At 70.6% G+C, this 15,941-nt stretch carries 13 protein-coding genes; 6 read left to right on the top strand and 7 right to left on the bottom strand.

Annotation, left to right across the window (positions count from 1 at the left end; all coding sequences use genetic code 11):
- The first annotated feature begins 171 nt into the window (after positions 1-171).
- A complete protein-coding gene (locus HEP85_RS35915) occupies positions 172-1,554 on the top strand; it encodes a S1 family peptidase (protein ID WP_168531657.1) in 1,383 nt (460 codons plus the stop codon).
- A 77-nt stretch (positions 1,555-1,631) separates the two neighbouring features.
- Here the strand turns inward: HEP85_RS35915 and HEP85_RS35910 are convergent, their stop codons facing one another.
- Both HEP85_RS35910 and HEP85_RS35905 read right to left on the bottom strand, forming a co-directional pair.
- On the bottom strand, positions 1,632-1,820 hold the full coding sequence (locus tag HEP85_RS35910; RefSeq protein ID WP_168531656.1) for a hypothetical protein: 189 nt from the start codon (positions 1,818-1,820) through the stop codon (positions 1,632-1,634).
- Between the two features lie 71 nt (positions 1,821-1,891).
- On the bottom strand, positions 1,892-3,052 hold the full coding sequence (locus HEP85_RS35905; protein ID WP_168531655.1) for an ROK family transcriptional regulator: 1,161 nt from the start codon (positions 3,050-3,052) through the stop codon (positions 1,892-1,894).
- 189 nt (positions 3,053-3,241) lie between these two features.
- Here HEP85_RS35905 and HEP85_RS35900 point away from each other — a divergent pair, with 189 nt between their 5' ends.
- The gene (locus tag HEP85_RS35900; protein WP_168531654.1) at positions 3,242-4,444 is read left to right on the top strand and encodes a Gfo/Idh/MocA family protein; all 1,203 of its coding nucleotides are present in this window, start codon (positions 3,242-3,244) and stop codon (positions 4,442-4,444) included.
- 52 nt (positions 4,445-4,496) lie between these two features.
- Here HEP85_RS35900 and HEP85_RS35895 read toward each other — a convergent pair whose 3' ends face one another.
- Entirely contained in the window at positions 4,497-5,192 is a 696-nt protein-coding gene (locus tag HEP85_RS35895; protein WP_168534393.1) for a L,D-transpeptidase, read from the bottom strand.
- A 405-nt stretch (positions 5,193-5,597) separates the two neighbouring features.
- A complete protein-coding gene (locus HEP85_RS35890) occupies positions 5,598-6,464 on the bottom strand; it encodes a lamin tail domain-containing protein (protein WP_348772462.1) in 867 nt (288 codons plus the stop codon).
- 732 nt (positions 6,465-7,196) lie between these two features.
- Here HEP85_RS35890 and HEP85_RS35885 point away from each other — a divergent pair.
- A complete protein-coding gene (locus HEP85_RS35885) occupies positions 7,197-9,554 on the top strand; it encodes a PAS domain S-box protein (protein WP_282189873.1) in 2,358 nt (785 codons plus the stop codon).
- Positions 9,555-9,815: 261 nt separating this feature from the next.
- Here HEP85_RS35885 and HEP85_RS35880 read toward each other — a convergent pair whose 3' ends face one another.
- Positions 9,816-10,730: a YihY/virulence factor BrkB family protein gene (locus HEP85_RS35880; RefSeq protein ID WP_168531653.1), complete on the bottom strand. Its 915-nt coding sequence runs from the start codon at positions 10,728-10,730 to the stop codon at positions 9,816-9,818.
- A complete protein-coding gene (locus HEP85_RS35875) occupies positions 10,720-11,163 on the bottom strand; it encodes a hypothetical protein (protein WP_365220682.1) in 444 nt (147 codons plus the stop codon). The genes HEP85_RS35880 and HEP85_RS35875 overlap by 11 nt, the downstream gene beginning before the upstream one ends.
- 630 nt (positions 11,164-11,793) lie before the next feature.
- Between HEP85_RS35875 and HEP85_RS35870 the strand changes: the two genes are divergently transcribed.
- Complete coding sequence (locus tag HEP85_RS35870) at positions 11,794-12,603, top strand: GntR family transcriptional regulator (protein ID WP_168531652.1); 810 nt, start codon at positions 11,794-11,796, stop codon at positions 12,601-12,603.
- Between the two features lie 44 nt (positions 12,604-12,647).
- Here HEP85_RS35870 and HEP85_RS35865 read toward each other — a convergent pair whose 3' ends face one another.
- Positions 12,648-14,324: a TauD/TfdA family dioxygenase gene (locus tag HEP85_RS35865; protein ID WP_248002211.1), complete on the bottom strand. Its 1,677-nt coding sequence runs from the start codon at positions 14,322-14,324 to the stop codon at positions 12,648-12,650.
- Positions 14,325-14,631: 307 nt separating this feature from the next.
- Here HEP85_RS35865 and HEP85_RS35860 point away from each other — a divergent pair, with 307 nt between their 5' ends.
- Together HEP85_RS35860 and HEP85_RS35855 are read left to right on the top strand one after the other, a co-directional pair.
- Complete coding sequence (locus tag HEP85_RS35860; RefSeq protein ID WP_329292636.1) at positions 14,632-15,495, top strand: isocitrate lyase/PEP mutase family protein; 864 nt, start codon at positions 14,632-14,634, stop codon at positions 15,493-15,495.
- Positions 15,492-15,806, top strand: coding sequence for a hypothetical protein (locus tag HEP85_RS35855; protein WP_248002210.1), 315 nt, complete (start codon positions 15,492-15,494; stop codon positions 15,804-15,806). The genes HEP85_RS35860 and HEP85_RS35855 overlap by 4 nt, the downstream gene beginning before the upstream one ends.
- Positions 15,807-15,941: the final 135 nt, after the last annotated feature.

Genomic DNA, 15,941 nt, shown 5'->3' with positions numbered 1-15,941 from the left:
GGCCCGCCAACTCCCGTAGATCGCCATGGTGGACGGGGCGGGACACACGACGTGGACCGGAGACCGGGCCGGCGGTGAACGCGGTGGCACGGACGCACGTATGGGAGGAGGGCCCACGACCGGGGTCCCGGCGGTGGTGACACCGCGCCGTACGGCTTCGGGAGCCCATGCATGAGGCACGCACGACGACGGATCTTCCGGCGGGGGGCGCGATTCGCGGCCGTCGGCGGGCTCCTCTGCGGTGGGCTGATGGTGACGCACGCCATGGCGAGCGAGCCGTCCGCCTCGTCGCGTGCACCGGAGAGTGCCGCGCGGCTCGCCGCGGACAAGGGCGCCGGCCTGGTCTCCCGCCTCGGCACCGCACGTACGGCGGGCAGTTGGATCGCCGACGACGGCCGTCCCGTGGTCGCGGTGACCGACTCGGCCACGGCGGCCGAGGTGGAGAAGGCGGGTGCCCGTCCCAAGGTCGTACGGCACAGCATGCGGGAGCTGAAGTCCGTGACGCAGGCGCTCAAGTCGGCGCCGCGAGTGGCCGGCACCGCCTGGGCGATGGACTACGTCAACAACGAGGTGGTGGTGCAGGCCGACAGCAGCGTCTCCGCCGCCGACTGGTCCAGGATGACGAAGATGGCCCAGGGCATGGGGAGTTCGGTCCGTATGGAGCGCACCCAGGGCACCTTCACCACGCGGTTGAACGGAGCGCAGCCGATGTTCTCGACCGGCGGGCGCTGCTCGGCCGGCTTCAACGTGACCAACGGGAAGAACGAGTTCATCCTCACGGCCGGACACTGCGGGCCGGCCGGTTCCGTCTGGTTCGCCGACAACCAGGGCACCAAGCAGCTGGGGCAGACGATCACCACGGCGTTCCCGGGCAATGACTTCTCGCTCATCCAGTACAACAACGGCGAGAACGACACCGGCAACAACGTCGTCGCGATCGGGAACGGCAAGGGGGTTCAGATCCTCGGGGCCGCCGACGCGACGGTCGGCCAGCGTGTCTTTCGCAGTGGCAGCACGAGCGGGCTCCATGACGGGCGGGTGAAGGGGCTCAACGCGACGGTCAACTACCCCGAGGGCACGGTGACCGGTCTGATCGAGACCGATGTGTGCGCCGAACCGGGCGACAGCGGCGGGCCGTTGTTCTCCGAGGGCATTGCGCTCGGCGTGACGTCGGGCGGCAACGGGGACTGCACCTCGGGCGGTACGACGTTCTTCCAGCCCATCACCAAGGCGATGACCGCGCTCGCCGTGAAACTGACCGGGCCGGGCGCCCAGGGCCAGGGAGCGTCTGGTGCCACCGCTCAAAACTCCCCGGCGCCCGCAACGTCGCGGGGAACTGCGGTCGCGCCGGGCTCCGTTGCTCCGGGCTCGGTCCAGGCGGTGGGGTCCGGCGGCTCCGTGCCGTTCCTCGACCGGCTGACCGACCCCCAGAACATCGGTCCGGGGCTGCTGGTCATCGCCGGCAGCATCATCGCGCTGGTCGCCACGCGGTACATCCGTACGGAGCAGGACCGCAACCGCTATCGGCGGCAGTACTCGCAGAGTTGGGGCTGAGACGGGGTGGCGAAGGGGGAACGGGGCCGGGACCCGGGTCCCCGTTCGTCACCGGGGTGCGGGGCGGCCGAGCGGGGTCACGCCGCCTGTGTGGGCGACGAGGGGGCGGCCTCCGCCCACTCAAGGACGAGCCGCTGGTACTCCCGCCGCTCCTCCCCGCTCAGCGTCCCACCGGCACGGAACCAAAGGGCCCGGATCTCCTCGTTGACATCGGTGGCAGAGCGCACGGAGTCGCTTTCAGGAGTGGTGGACATGCTGTGAAGCATACGGTTCCTGGCGTGAAGGCGATGTGAGTAAAGGTACACCCCGCGACATTACGGACCGTGAACCTGATCACTCATTCTTCTGCCGACCCCCGCACGAGCACCTGGATCGCCAACACGGCGGCTCCGCGCGCCCAGTCATGGAAGTCGGACACCCTCGTCTCCAGGGCGACGGGATCGGCCAGCGGATGCCGGTGGGCGAGGACGGTCTCCTCGACGACCCGGCCCGACACGTCGACGAGGCCCACCCCCTCCCCGGCGAGCAGGATCTTCTGGGGCATGGCGAAGTTGGCGATCTGCGCGACGAGGACGCCGAGCGCGCGGGCCGCCTCGTCGACGACGCGGGTGGCCAGGGCGTCGCCCGCGGCGGCCCGCGCGAGGATCTCCTCGTACGTCGCGTCCTGCCCGGTGGCGGCCCGGACCTGGTAGCGAATGCTGGGGATGGTGAGCAGCGAGACGGCGCTGCCGCGCTCCCCCTCGGGGGTGAGGGGGCCTTGCGGGTTCACCATCCACCGGCGGCCGACGCCCCGGCCGTCCTCGGGGGAGGGCACGCGTCGGCCGCCGAGGACGAGGCCGTAGCCGATCCCGGCACCGATGGTGAGGACGGCGAAGCGGTCGAGGCCACGCCCCGCGCCGAACCAGGTCTCGGCCTCGACGAGCGCGGCGACGTCGTTCTCGACGACCACGGGCAGACCGGTGCGTTCCTCGACGAGTTCGGCCAGCGGGACGTCGCTCCAGCCGAGGAAGGCGGACTCGACGACGACCGCCCGTTTCTCGACCCGGCCGCCGACACCGATGCCGATACCGGCCGGCGCCGGTAGGGCGTGCGCGAACTCCTCGGTCATCTCCCGCAGGAGGTCGGCGACTTCGGCCGGATCGTGTGTGGTGAGCGGGCGGTCGTGGCGCGCCACGATGTCGCCGCGCAGGGTGGTGACGACCCCGTAGGCCCTGTCCCCGGTGATCTTGAATCCGATGAACGCGCGGGATTCGGCGACGATGTCCAGGGGCTGCGAGGGACGGCCCTGCCGCACCTCCGGCCCCTCCCCCGGCGCGGTGGCCTCGATCAGCAGACCCGACTCGATCAGGGGTTTGGTCAGCCGGGTGAGACTGCCCGCCGAGAGGTTCAGCCGGCGCGCGATCTCGCTGCGCGACAGCGGTCCGTGCACGAGGACCTCGATCGCCACCGCCCGTTCCCCGGGACTCAGTGGCAGCCAGCTCGCGGCGGGTGTGGTCATGGGTGGCGGCCTCCCCCGGGATTTCCTTTTGCCATGGAAGTTATGGCCGCACTCTAAGCCGTTCTGTCCGTACTGGACAGAAGCCCGCGGGACCCTTGACGAACGGATTCTTCCACCTCGAAAGTAAGTGACGCGAGGATGAGCCGCAGCCGGATCACCTGATTCTCGACCAGCGAAGGACACGCATTCATGACGTTCTCCCTCGGCATCGTCGGCGCCGGGCAGTTCTCCGGGCAGTTCGCCAAACTGTTCCTCGCCCACCCGGGCGTCCGCGAGGTCCACGTCACCGATCTCCTGCCCGAGCGGGCCGAGCGGCTGGCCGCCGCCGAAGGACTGTCCGGCACCTTCCCCTCGTACGAGGCGATGCTGGAGTCGAAGGCCGTGGACGCGGTCGCGATCTTCACCCAGCGCTGGACACACGGCCCCCTGGTGCTGCAGGGGCTGAACGCCGGCAAGCACGTGTACTCGGCCGTGCCGATGGCGGTCTCCACGGAGGAGATCGCGGCGATCATCGACGCCGTGCGGGCCACCGGGCTGACGTACATGATGGGCGAGACCAGCCAGTACAACCCGGCGACCGTGCACGCGCGCAACCAGATCGCCGAGGGCGCCTTCGGCCGGCTGTTCTACGCGGAGGGCGACTACGTCCACGACATGGATCTCGGGTTCTACGACGCGTACCGGTACAGCGGCGGCGAGAACTGGAAGGCGACCGCCAGCTATCCCCCGCTTCTCTACCCGACGCACTCGGTGGGCGGGGTGCTCGGGGCCTGGCGGACGCACGCGGTGAGCGTGTCCGCGATCGGGGTGCGCGACGAGCGCGGGGACGGTGTCTTCGACAAGGAGGTCAGCCAGTTCGGCAACGACTTCTCCAACGCCACCGCGCTGTTCGAGGTGGCGGGCGGCGGCTCGTTCCGTACGAACGAATTCCGGCGGGTCGGCTATCCCTCACACATCCGGGAGTCGCGTTTCCGGTTCTTCGGTACCGACGCCAGCATGGAGCAGCTCGCCACGGTGAGCTTCTGGCAGGACAAGAAGGGGGTGCGGGACATCACCGAACTGCTGGAGCCGAAGGCGACACTGGCGCCCGACGATCCGTCGCTCCAGCACATCGCGCCGGCGCTGCGGGCCGCGTTCACGTCCGGGTCGGCGCCCGTCCACGACAGGTCGCGGTTGCCCCGTGCCTTCGACCGTCTCCACAACGGTCACGAGGGCAGCCACCACTTCCTGGCGGACGACTTCGTGACCACGGTCAACACGAGGGCGCTGCCGTCGGTGAACGCGTGGGTCGCCGCCCGCTACACCCTGCCGGGCATCGTCGCCCACGAGTCCGCGCGGCAGGGCGGGGTCAGGATGGAGATCCCGGATTTCGGGGACGCGCCCGAGGCGTGAGGCCCGGTCCTCGAGGAGCCGGGCACGGTCGGGTGCCCGGCTCATGGCCCGGTCAGGTGCCCGGCTTACGGCCGTACACGAAGACGTCGTCGCCGTTCTTCAGCAGCGACCAGTACTTCTTGGCGGTGGCCGAGGTCATGTTGACGCAGCCGTGCGAGCCCGGCGGGTTCCACATGGAGAGGCCGACCGAGTGGAAGGCCTGGCCGCCGTCGAAGAACTGGCTGTAGGGCATCGACACGTTGTAGATGCTCGACACGTGGTCGATGTCACGCCAGTAGATCTTCTTCAGGCCGGTGCGGGTCTCGTAGCCGTTGCGCCCCGTACGGACCGGAACCGGTCCGTAGACCAGCCTGCTGCCGTCCTGGATCCAGCTGAGCTGGAGCGTGAGGTTGACGCAGGCTATGCGGCCCTTGTTGACCGGGCACTTGCCGTCCTTGTTGGGCTTGGTGCCGACGGCCTTCTGCTTGTTCATGAGGTCCATCACGCCCCAGGTGACGGATCCCGCGTACCCCGCGTTCGGGGTGATGCCGTGCTTGGTCTGGAAGGCCTGGGTCGCCTTGCAGTCGGCGGTGGACTGCCTGCCGTCGACCGGACGGCCGAGGAACTTCTCCACCTGCTTCTGGTACGGACCGGTCTGTGTCGTACAGCTCGCGGCCTGCGCGGGCGCCGTGCCCAGCGCGAGCGCCAGCGGCGCGACAAGTCCGGTGATCCCCAGCGCGACGGCTCCCCGTCTGCGTACGTCCCCCATGGCGGGCCCTTCCTTCTGCATGTCCTCGTGGTGATTCCTTCTGTTTCCGTCTGCTAGACACACGTCGGCGCACTTGCGTTGCGCGGCGGATCAGGCTGCGACGAAACAGTGACATTGACCGTAGGAATCGATCGCCCCTCCCGGTGCGGCGATGAACCTCGGGGGGCGTGGGAGCAGACCCGCTCCAGTCGTCGATGAAGTATGCCTCGGACGGTCAAGTCGAGGCGAACCGGGCCCTGTCGGCGCAACGAAGGACATGAGACAAGAGTCGCCTTTATACCTTTGTATCCGCTTTGTCGATATTCTCGGAGCGCGAAAGGGGCGTGCCACCGACCGATGGTCGGTGGCACGCCCTCGTGGGAGGCGAGCGGACGGGTTCGCTACCGCGCCCGCCTGCCGGTGGTGTCAGTGACGGCCCAGGCCGCGACCACCGATGCCCTCGTGACCGCCGGACAGCTGGTGACCACCGCCGATGTGACCACCGGGGAGCTCGGTACCGCGACCGATGTGACCACCGGGCAGCTCGGCACCACGGCCGACGTGACCACCCGGCAGCTCGGTACCACGGCCGATGTGACCACCGGGCAGCTCGGTACCACGGCCGACGTGACCACCCGGCAGCTCGGTACCGCGACCGATGTGACCACCGGGGAGCTCGGTACCGCGACCGACGTGACCGATCGGCAGCCCGTTGCCCCGGCCGATGTGTCCGATCGGCAGCCCGTGACCGCGACCGTTGTGACCGATCGGCAGCCCGTGACCGCGACCGTTGTGACCGATCGGCAGCCCGTGACCGCGACCGTTGTGACCGATCGGCAGCCCGTGACCGCGACCGTTGTGACCGATCGGCAGCCCATGGCCGCGACCGTTGTGACGGCCGGGGAACACATGACCGCGACCGTAGTGACGGCCGGGAAGCACGTGACCGCGGCCGATGGGTCCGCGACCCCAGGTCACCACGTCGATGACACGGTTACGGTCGTTGCGCAGCGTCGCGGTGTCCGCGCGGTTGTCCCAGGCGTAGCCACGGCGGTCCTGGTAGACGTTCCGGCCGGCGTCACGCCCCACTCCCGTGTGCACCCGCACGGTCTCGCGGCCCCCGAGGCGCAGGTCGAAGACGTACGCGCGGCCGTCACGGCCCGACAGCGTCCAGCCGTCCAGGTTCACGCCCGAACGCCCCGTGTTGGTGACCTCCACCCACTCCTTGTTCAACGACGCGTTGCTCCCCGAGTCCCAGCCCGGAGAGTCGTACTGCACCTGGCTGATCTGCACCTGCGCACGAAACGGAAGCCGCCCCTGGTCCGCCGACGCCGGCAGCGCCGCCACACCCACCACCACACCGGCAGCCACCGCGGCCGCAGCAGCACGACGAACCATCACAGACTGCGAAACAGACACGAACGCCCCCTAGAGGGAACGGGCGGACCACACATGAGGATCCGCGATTCTGGGCCCCGGCCCGCTGGCCGAGAACCACACTCTCGCGCCCCACCACGCCACCCGAGCCCGCCACCCGCACCGCATTACCGACCGACAACACGACCATGACCCTCGACTGTAATATGCACCTATCTCCCGATATCAGAAAATTGGCTCCATATCGCCCTGAAATAAAGGGAATCATCCCAAACGCCACCCTCCACGCCACCCCACCCCTCACCCGAAAGTGAGTAACAGCCGCCACTCCATCCACACGGCCAACTCAGCGACACCCCGAACACCCGTCCACCACACACCCACTCCGGGACCGACGGGCCACCACCTCCCGGCGGCGGGACCCGCACGGACTCACTCCCCCGGCCCAGGTCCCGGCCCCTGTCCTCGGCGTCATCGGCCGGGTCACGCGTGGTGCGGTGCCCGGACACGCGGTCCGGCAGCCGCCCCGCCGACTGCGAGACCACTGCGGCGGCAGACGGTCAGCAGACGTAACGCCGCCGGACAGATTCGGCCGTTGTGAAGCCAGTAGCCGACATAGCGGGGCGGACTACACCCCATTCCGCTGGGATGGCCCGATTCAGAGCGAACAGCACACCTGGGGCGGACATGGGCGACTTCGTCGGATCGCATTCAACTCGGGCCGCCGGTGCAGCGTTCCAGGAACCGTGCCGGTGCGGGGCCCTGCTGGACGAGGCAGCGCCCGCGGGTGCCGAGGAGCGGTTCCGAGGGCTTCTGGAAGCCGCACCCGACGCCATGGTCATCGTCGACGACACCGGCACCATCAGACTCGTCAACGCACAAACCGAATCCCTCTTCGGATACCAACGCGAAGAACTCCTCGGCCACCCCGTCGAAATCCTCGTCCCCAGCCGCTTCCACGCCCAGCACACCCACCACCGCAACGGCTACGCCAACAACCGCCAAGTACGCCCCATGGGCGCCGGACTCGAACTCAACGGCCTCCGCAAAGACGGCACCGAATTCCCCGTCGAAATCAGCCTCTCCCCCCTCGAAACCACCGACGGCCTCCTCCTCTCCGCCGCCGTCCGCGACGTCAGCGACCGCAAAGCCGCCGAAGAACGATTCCGAGGACTCCTGGAAGCCGCACCCGACGCCATGGTCATCGTCGACGACACCGGCACCATCAGACTCGTCAACGCACAAACCGAATCCCTCTTCGGATACCAACGCGAAGAACTCCTCGGCCACCCCGTCGAAATCCTCGTCCCCAGCCGCTTCCACGCCCAGCACACCCACCACCGCAACGGCTACGCCAACAACCGCCAAGTACGCCCCATGGGCGCCGGACTCGAACTCAACGGCCTCCGCAAAGACGGCACCGAATTCCCCGTCGAAATCAGCCTCTCCCCCCTCGAAACCACCGACGGCCTCCTCCTCTCCGCCGCCGTCCGCGACGTCAGCGACCGCAAAGCCGCCGAAGAACGCATCAACGAGCTGGCCGGGCTCGTGGAGTCCTCCCAGGACGCGATCCTCGCCAAGACCCTCGACGGCGACATCACGTACTGGAACGCCGCCGCGCAACAGCTGTACGGCTACCTCCCGGCGGAGGTGATGGGCCGGCACGTGTCCCTGCTCGCTCCGCCCGAGCACCGGGACGAGATCGACGCCCTCCTGGAGCGGCTGAGCAACGGGGAGAAGGTCGAGCACTTCGAGACGTTGCGGCTCACCCGCTCCGGTGACCTGCTGGACGTCGACATCACGCTGTGGCCGACCCGGGCGGCGGACGGCACGGTCGTCGGCGCGTGCGCGATCGTACGGGACATCAGCGACCGCAAGCGTGCCGAGGCCGAGCTGACCGCCCTCTACGAGCAGCAGCGGCACATCGCGCTGACCCTGCAACGCAGCCTGATGGGCACCCCTCCGGCCATTCCGGGCCTCTCCACCGCCAGCCGCTACCGGCCCGCGACCCAGGGGGCGGGCGTGGGCGGCGACTGGTTCGACCTCATCCCCCTGGGGGCCGGCCGGGTCGGAGTCCTCATCGGCGACGTCATGGGACGGGGGCTGGAGGCGGCGGCCGTCATGGGACAGTTGCGCTCCGCCGCCCACGCCCTGGCCAAGACCGGCATGCAGCCGCGTCAGCTCATGCAGGCCCTCGACACCTGTGTCACCGACCTGGACGTGCCGGACCAGCTCGTCACCTGCTGCTATCTGGTGATCGCCTCGGACGCGGGCGAGGTGACGATCTGCTCGGCCGGTCACCTGCCCACCCTCGTCGCCACCCCCGGCGACGGCGCCCGCCCGCTCCCGGTGCCCGTGAACGCGCCGCTCGGGGTCGGCGGTGTCCTCTACCAGCAGTCCAGCGTGGTCATCCCACCCGGCGCGACGCTCATGCTCTACACCGACGGGCTGATCGAAACTCCCGGCAGTGACATCGAGGACCAGCTCACCAAGCTGACCACCACGCTGAGTCGGCTGTTCACCACCGCCCCCGACCTGGAGGCGGCGGCCGATCACGTCCTGACCGCTCTCCTGCCCGACGCCGAGAGCCACAACGACGACGTCACCCTGTTGCTGGCCCGGCTGCCCGACGCACCACTGGCCGCTGTCACCACCGGCCTGCCCGCCGTCCCCGAGTCCGTGCCCGAGGGCCGCGCCTTTCTCGGCAAGGCCCTCACCTCCTGGGACTGCACCGCCCTGGCGGACGACGCCCGGCTACTGCTCTCCGAGGTGCTGACCAACGCGGTGCAGCACGCTCTGGGCCCCATCCGCCTGCACGTGTGCCGGACCGCGACCGAGCTCACCGTCGAGGTCAGCGACCACAGCCCGCAACTTCCCCAGCCGCGCCCGGCGGCCGAGGACGCGGAGTCGGGCCGGGGCCTGATCCTGGTACGCGCCCTCGCCGACGACTGGGGCGTACGGCCCACCGACGAGGGCAAGACGACCTGGTTCACCCTCGGTCTCTGAGGAGACGACTCTCCGGCCCGTCTGTCGACCCTGGCTCCCGATGGGCGGCCCGTCGCGTTCCTGTCGGTGCGGCCCTGTCGTCTCCGTCCTCGAAACGGACCGCGGGCCGTCGGCGCGGGGGGTGTGCCGGCCGTGGTAGTGCGGCGGCGAGTCCAGCCAGTAGGCGCCGAGGAGAGCGGCGAGAACCAGCTGCTGCGGGCTGGAGTCATGACGAACGTTCACATGGATACAACGATATCTACACACCAAAGTCACATAGTGTCAGCGAACACTCTCGGGCGCCGCCTTGGCGAGTTCGGCGGTGAACTGCGCTCCGGCGAGCAGGGCGAGGTTGGACAGCCACAGCCAGACGAGGAAGACCACCGCACCGGCCAGCGAGCCGTACAGCCTGCTGTAGTTGCTCAACGCCGAGGCGTACAGGGCGAAGCCCGCGGAGACCGTGAGCCACAGAGCGGCGGCCAGGACTCCCCCCGGCAGGCTGAGGGAACGGCGGCGGGCGGGAGCGGGGCCCGCGTGGAAGACCACGACCACCAGGACCACCACGAGACACAGCAGCAGCGGCCAGCGCAGCAGGTTCCACGCCAGGGCCGCCGTGGTGTCGAGGCCCAGCGCATGTCCCAGCGCCTCGGCGACGGGCCCGGTCAGGAGCAGCAGGAGGGCGCTGACCACCAGCAGACCGAGCAGGGTGAGGGCGGTCAGCACGATGCGGTGAGCCGTGCGCCAGGCGGAACGTGAGTCCTTGACCCGGTGCATGCGGTGCAGGGCGCGGCGGAACACGGCGAGATAGCTGATGGCCGACCACAGCGCGCTCGCGGAACCCGTGACGAGCAGGGTCCAGGCGGCCGAACGTTCACGCAGCGTCCCGGCCAGCACACCGTGCAGTTCGGCCCCGGACTGCGCGGGCGCGTGGGAGGTGACGTGCTCGGTGAACTGCTCCGCGGTGTCCGGACTGATCAGACCGAACGCGATGACCATGACCAGCAGGGCGGGCAGCACGGTCAGGATCGCGTAGTAGGTCAGCGCCGCCGCCCAGTCGGAGACGTCGTCGTTCCACATCGACACCGGCGTGCGGCGCAGCGCCGGCCACCAGGCGGCCGGCGGCCGGAGCGCGGCCGGGCGCGCCGCCCGGAGGGGCCGGGCGTCGGCGAGGCCGTCCGTACGGGGGTCAGCGGACATGAGGGCTCCGATGCGTGCGGGCGCCGAAGGGCGCCCGGGTGACGAGACGGTACGGGGTCACGGCCGCCTCGGCCTCCGCCGTCAGGGCGTCGACGGCGGGCGGCACGGTGGCGGGGGCGGTGTCCGGCACGGTGTCCGGCACGGGTAGTGGCGGTCGGGCGCGGACGCTGTCGCGGAACCGGCCGACGCACGAGAGCGTGAGCGGACGGCGCGCGGCGGTCGAGCGGGCCAGGACGCCGGCCCTCCGCCGGTCCCGCTCACGCGGGCCGGACAGGGCGGCCCGGTCGTGCGGTGCGCCGTCGGGCCGTACGACGACCCACCACGTGGGCAGGTGCGCGGCGGCCGATCCGTCGGGCAGGGCACCAACGGTCCGGGCGCTCACGCCGACGACGGCCGGCGCGATCCGGTCGGCCGCCGAGCGGGGCTGTTCCATCAGTCTTCGTCCTCCTCTCCGGGTGTGTGCCCAGTCGCCGCCGGGACAGGCGGCTGCTACTCCCCGGCCTCGGGTCGCGTCGACCGCCAGGCCGGTTTTCGTGCGCACCACGATCTTGGCCCGCGGGCCGCGACGCGGCCGCCAGCCGGCGAGAACCCGGCGGGTCGCGGCGGTGACGTCGGCGCGCACCGTGGCCCGGCCGCCGAACACGAGGCCGGCCGTTCCGTGCCTCTTTCCGTGTGCCCCCGAAACCCGGGAAGCGATCACCGTGTCCGCGGTCGGCCGTACCGCGTGACAAGACGCGTCCCGTCGGTGTCCACCGGGCGGAACCGGACGAAGGGGGCCGCCGAGCGCCGGGGTCTCGCGGACGAACCGCGCCGGTCTGTTCCCTGTGCGGGCGGCCGAAGCGGACGAGGAGGTGTTCGCCGCGCTCGTGGTCCGGCACGCCCCGGCACCGGTCCGGGTCGCCACCGGACCGCGGGGCGGCCGCGCGTCCCTCGACATCACGACGAGGAGCGGTGCGGGCGGACGTCGGTGTACACCCGGCGAACCCGGCTAGGCTCCCTGGTCGGAGCACATCCGCCGCCCGGTCGAGCAGGGCCGCGGCAGGGCAGGACGGAGAGGCACACGGTGACGGACGGTGCGGCCGGGACCGGGAAACGCGCGACACCGAACAGCGCGACACCGAAAAGCAGGGACCAGGCGCTGTACCGGAAGGTGGCGGCGGACCTGGGCCGGGAGATCGGCGAGGGCAGATACGGCTCCGGCGGACGGCTGCCCGCCGAGGGCGAGCTCGCCGAACGGTACGGCGTCTCCCGGGGCACGGTCCGTCAGGCGATGGCCCTGCTGCGAACCGAGGGTCTGGTCGCCTCGCGGCGTGGTACCCGGCGGGTCGTGATCGGGATGCCCCGCCCGCAGAGCTTCGGCGAACTGCTCAGCTTCACCCGCTGGGCACGTTCGATGGGCGAGGAACCCGGCGGCCTGATGATCGCCACGGAGACCCGGACCGCCGACGCGACCGAGTGCGTACAACTGCGTCTGCCCGAGGGAACCGAGGTCCACCGCGTACGGCGGCTTCGTACGCTGTCGGGCCGCCCCGCGATGGTGGAGCGCACCGTCTTCCCGCCGGCCGTCGGTGAGCTGGTCGCCGAGCTGCCACCGGACACCGTGTCGTACACCGTGGCCCTGGAAGAACGGGGTGTGCTGTTCGCGGACGCCCAGCACACCATCGACCTGTGCCCGGCCGACGCGGAGGACGCCCGGTTGCTCGGCTGCCGGCCCGGCGACCCGTTGCTGCGCGAGCGGCGGTGCAGCACGGATCCGGCAGGCACTCCGATCGAATGGTCCGACGACCGGTACCTGCCGGACACCGTGGCCTTCACCGTCCACAGTTCGGCCGCCTCCGGCTCGCTGGCCCGCCGCCCGGCCGGCGACACCTGACCGCGCACTCGCCCGGCCGGCGTGTTCGGCTGCGGACGGCCTGATCAGGCGGTCCGCAGCAGTGCGGCGAGCAGCGGCCGGAAGTGCGCGAAGTCCGGGGCCGGCGCCTCGGGGTCCTTGCCCTGGTCGTCCCAGCGGCGCACCGCGACCCCGTCCGCCGCGTACGGGTTCGCCTCGTACTCGGCGACCTCGGGCGCGGACATCGGACCGCCCTGCACCTGAAGCGTGTAGACGGAGGCCTCGGTGAGCAGGCCGAAGTACTCGGGCTCGACCGCGCACAGGTACCGCTTCGCCGCCACGTGCAGCCGGATCGGCTCGGTGACCTCGGGGCCGAACCAGTCGGCCAGCCGGTCCGCCCCGGTGTGGCTGTGCCGGTTGTCGGTGCCGGCCATCAGGTCCTCGCCGGTGAGCGGGCCGTGGAAGTGACCGACGTCGTGCAGCAACGCGGCCGCCACCAGCGCGTCGGACGCCCCCGCCTCCTGGGCTCGCGCCGCGGCCTGCAGCATGTGCTGCGCCATCGTCACCGGCTCGCCCAGGTAGGCGCCCGCGCCCTCGCCCTCGAAGAGTTCGGACAGTCCGTCCAGGAACTCCGCGCCCGCCGCGTCCCGTTGGCGGCGCAGTACGGCCAAGGTGCCGGCCAGCGCGTCGATGTCGGCGTAGGCGCCTTGCAGGTGGCGGGCGCCGGTCTCCTCGAAGGCGGTACGGGCGTGCAGCAGCCGGACGTTGTCGAAGACCAGGCAGTCGCCGGGCGAGAGCCTGAAGTCCAGCTGGAGTTCGGGGCGCAGGGTGATCCCGGCGAACGTCCGGCAGGCCCGGTAGAACGCCTCCAGTTCGTTGGCAGGCAGCCGGAGTGTGGACATCGAGCGGTTGTTGAAGCGCACCTCGCGGATCCGGCCGCGGCCGTCCACGTCGATCAGCGGCCGTTCGGCCTCCAGTACGGTGCGGGCGTCGCTGAAGCGGAACGGCACGGGTGTGCGGGTCAGCACCGCGAAGGCCTCAGGGTCCTCGGCGCGCAGCAGCGCGGCGGCCTTGAATCCGTCCACCAGACCCGAGTCGCCGCCGCTCGCCGAGTTCGCGAGGCAGTGCAGCAGTTGGAGGGTGGGCACCGGGTCGCGGTACGGGTTGTCGGTGTGCGGGGTGATGCGCGCGCCGGTGAAGGCCAGGTTGTTGGGGTCCGGTTCGACCCGTACGTCGAACAGCCGCCCGTAGTTGGTCTCGCGGACGTAGCCGAACGTCTCGGCCACCTCCAGCACCTGGCCCGTACGGCACGGAACGTCGCGCAGCAGGGCGAAGCCGAGCCCGAGGACCGAGTCCAGCACGCGGGCCTTGACGACCGGGTCGCCCAGGTAGTCCGCCCAGTCCGCCTCGGGCAGCCGGCCGTCCAGGTCGGCGGCGGTCCACAGTGTCTTGCCCGTCTCACCACGCCGGTCCCCGGGCCTGTCGGCGGCGTCGGCGCCCGTACCGGGACGGTTGGCCGTGAGCCACTGCCTGGAGTACTCCGACCGGTGGCCATCGGGTGCCCAGTCGACCTCGACGCCGTCGGCGGTCCGCCGGACGGCGCCGAGCGCGAGGCCCGCGGGCAGCTCGGTGATCTGGAACAGCTTCTGCCCGTTGCGCGGGTCCCGGCACAGGGCGCAGGCGCAGTTGTCCCGCAGCCACATGAGCGGCATGTCCTCCACCGCGGGTTCCTCGACGGACAGCTGCCTGACTGACGGTGACACGGTCATCACTCTCTCCCCAAGTTGTATAGCCAACTTTGTCGATGCCGTGAATGTCCCAGCCGCAGTTGAGCGGGGGGTGACGCGCGGCTTGCGCGCGGATGAATGGGACGGCGAGGGCATCCGACGACCCGGACGGGCGACGAGTGACGTTTCCCCGGTGAACCGCTTGCGCCGTTGGGGTGAGCAAAGCCCGTCCAAGGAGAGCGTTCCGTATCGCCATAGAGATCCTTTTGTCTTGGCAAAGGGCTGCCGTGTCGCAACGGCCTTTTCCGCCCGCCGTGTTAAACCCCGAGGAAGGAACCGGACGTTGACTTACGGGAAGAAGCTGAGGGAGCAGATCGCCGGGCCGGAGACCACCCCGCTGATCGGCGTGTACGACATGTACTCGGCGTCGATCGCGGCCGAGCACTACGACGGGATGTTCGTCTCCGGCTTCGGCTTCGCGGCCTCGTACTACGGGCTGCCGGACATCGGATTCATCGCGTGGCCGGACATGGTGGCGTTCGTCCAGCGACTGCGGGGCGCGTTCCCGCGGCACCATCTGCTGGTGGACATCGACGACGGGTACGTCGATCCCGAGGTCGCCTGTCACGTGGTCGAGGGACTGGAGCGGATCGGGGCGTCGGGGGTGATCCTCGAGGACCAGAAGCGGCCGCGCCGGTGCGGGCACGCCGACGGCAAGCAGGTGCTGCCACTGGCCGAGTACCTCGCCAAGCTGGAGATGGTGCTGGCGACCCGGCAGGACATGGTCGTGGTGGCCCGCACGGACGCGACCGACGAGAACGACATCCTGCACCGGGCCGAGACGCTCGCCGCGACCGGCGCGGACGTGGTGCTCGTCGACGGGGTGCGCAGCGTGGATTGGATCCGGCGGATCCGCAAGGTGGTCGGTGACAAGCCACTGCTGTTCAACCAGATCGCGGGCGGCAAGTCGCCCCGGCTCTCCCTGGGTGAGCTGTCCGAGCTCGGTGTGGACGTCGCCATCTACAGCACGCCGTGTCTGTTCGCGGCCCACCAGGCGATGCACTCCGCGCTCGCCGACCTCAGGGCGGCGGACGGCCGGCTCCCGGTGGTGGACACGACGAACGGTGTCGGCGTCGCGACCGCCACCCAGCTTCTGGAGCGCAACATCGCGCGTCTGCGGCCGCAGGCCCAGGGCGTGAACGCGTGACACCGCCGCGCGGCCCGTCACCGCGCCCGCGTACGGCCGCCTTGCTGGCGGTGGCCCTGCTGGGTGCCGCGGCGGCACCGGCGGCCGCGGGCGACAGCTTCATCACCGTGCTCGACAACTCGCACGCCGACTCGATCCTCGAGGTGGACCGGGCCGCGAACGTCCAGCAGGGCAGCGGTACGGCCGGCAGCGACCACGAGGGCAGCGCCGTCGACATGGTGGAGGCCCTCGTAGCGGCACACCAGCACGAGGTGGGCACGCAGCACGAGGAGGGCACGCAGCACGACGGAGGTGCGGAGCACGACGACTGACACCCGGGCTCCCCGGGCTCACCGAGGGCACCGCTCGGGGGCGCCGGTGGCGCCCCTTCGACCGACCGACGCTCCTGCCGTCCCGGGCGGGAATCGTCGGCGGGCCGGGCGGTGCCGCTCCTGCTCACGAGGGGT

This window comes from Streptomyces sp. RPA4-2 (genome assembly GCF_012273515.2).
GTDB classification, from domain to species: domain Bacteria; phylum Actinomycetota; class Actinomycetes; order Streptomycetales; family Streptomycetaceae; genus Streptomyces; species Streptomyces kaempferi.
The sequence above is the reverse complement of the archived record's forward strand: the minus strand, read 5'-3'. Positions and strand labels throughout refer to the sequence as shown.

What these genes read in the sequence shown, in the direction of transcription:
- HEP85_RS35915 (WP_168531657.1), top strand. Translation starts at nt 172, where the DNA reads ATGAGGCACGCACGACGACGGATCTTCCGGCGGGGGGCGCGATTCGCG.
- HEP85_RS35910 (WP_168531656.1), bottom strand. Translation starts at nt 1,820, where the DNA reads ATGCTTCACAGCATGTCCACCACTCCTGAAAGCGACTCCGTGCGCTCT.
- HEP85_RS35905 (WP_168531655.1), bottom strand. Translation starts at nt 3,052, where the DNA reads ATGACCACACCCGCCGCGAGCTGGCTGCCACTGAGTCCCGGGGAACGG.
- HEP85_RS35900 (WP_168531654.1), top strand. Translation starts at nt 3,242, where the DNA reads ATGACGTTCTCCCTCGGCATCGTCGGCGCCGGGCAGTTCTCCGGGCAG.
- HEP85_RS35895 (WP_168534393.1), bottom strand. Translation starts at nt 5,192, where the DNA reads ATGGGGGACGTACGCAGACGGGGAGCCGTCGCGCTGGGGATCACCGGA.
- HEP85_RS35885 (WP_282189873.1), top strand. Translation starts at nt 7,197, where the DNA reads ATGGCCCGATTCAGAGCGAACAGCACACCTGGGGCGGACATGGGCGAC.
- HEP85_RS35880 (WP_168531653.1), bottom strand. Translation starts at nt 10,730, where the DNA reads ATGTCCGCTGACCCCCGTACGGACGGCCTCGCCGACGCCCGGCCCCTC.
- HEP85_RS35875 (WP_365220682.1), bottom strand. Translation starts at nt 11,163, where the DNA reads ATGGAACAGCCCCGCTCGGCGGCCGACCGGATCGCGCCGGCCGTCGTC.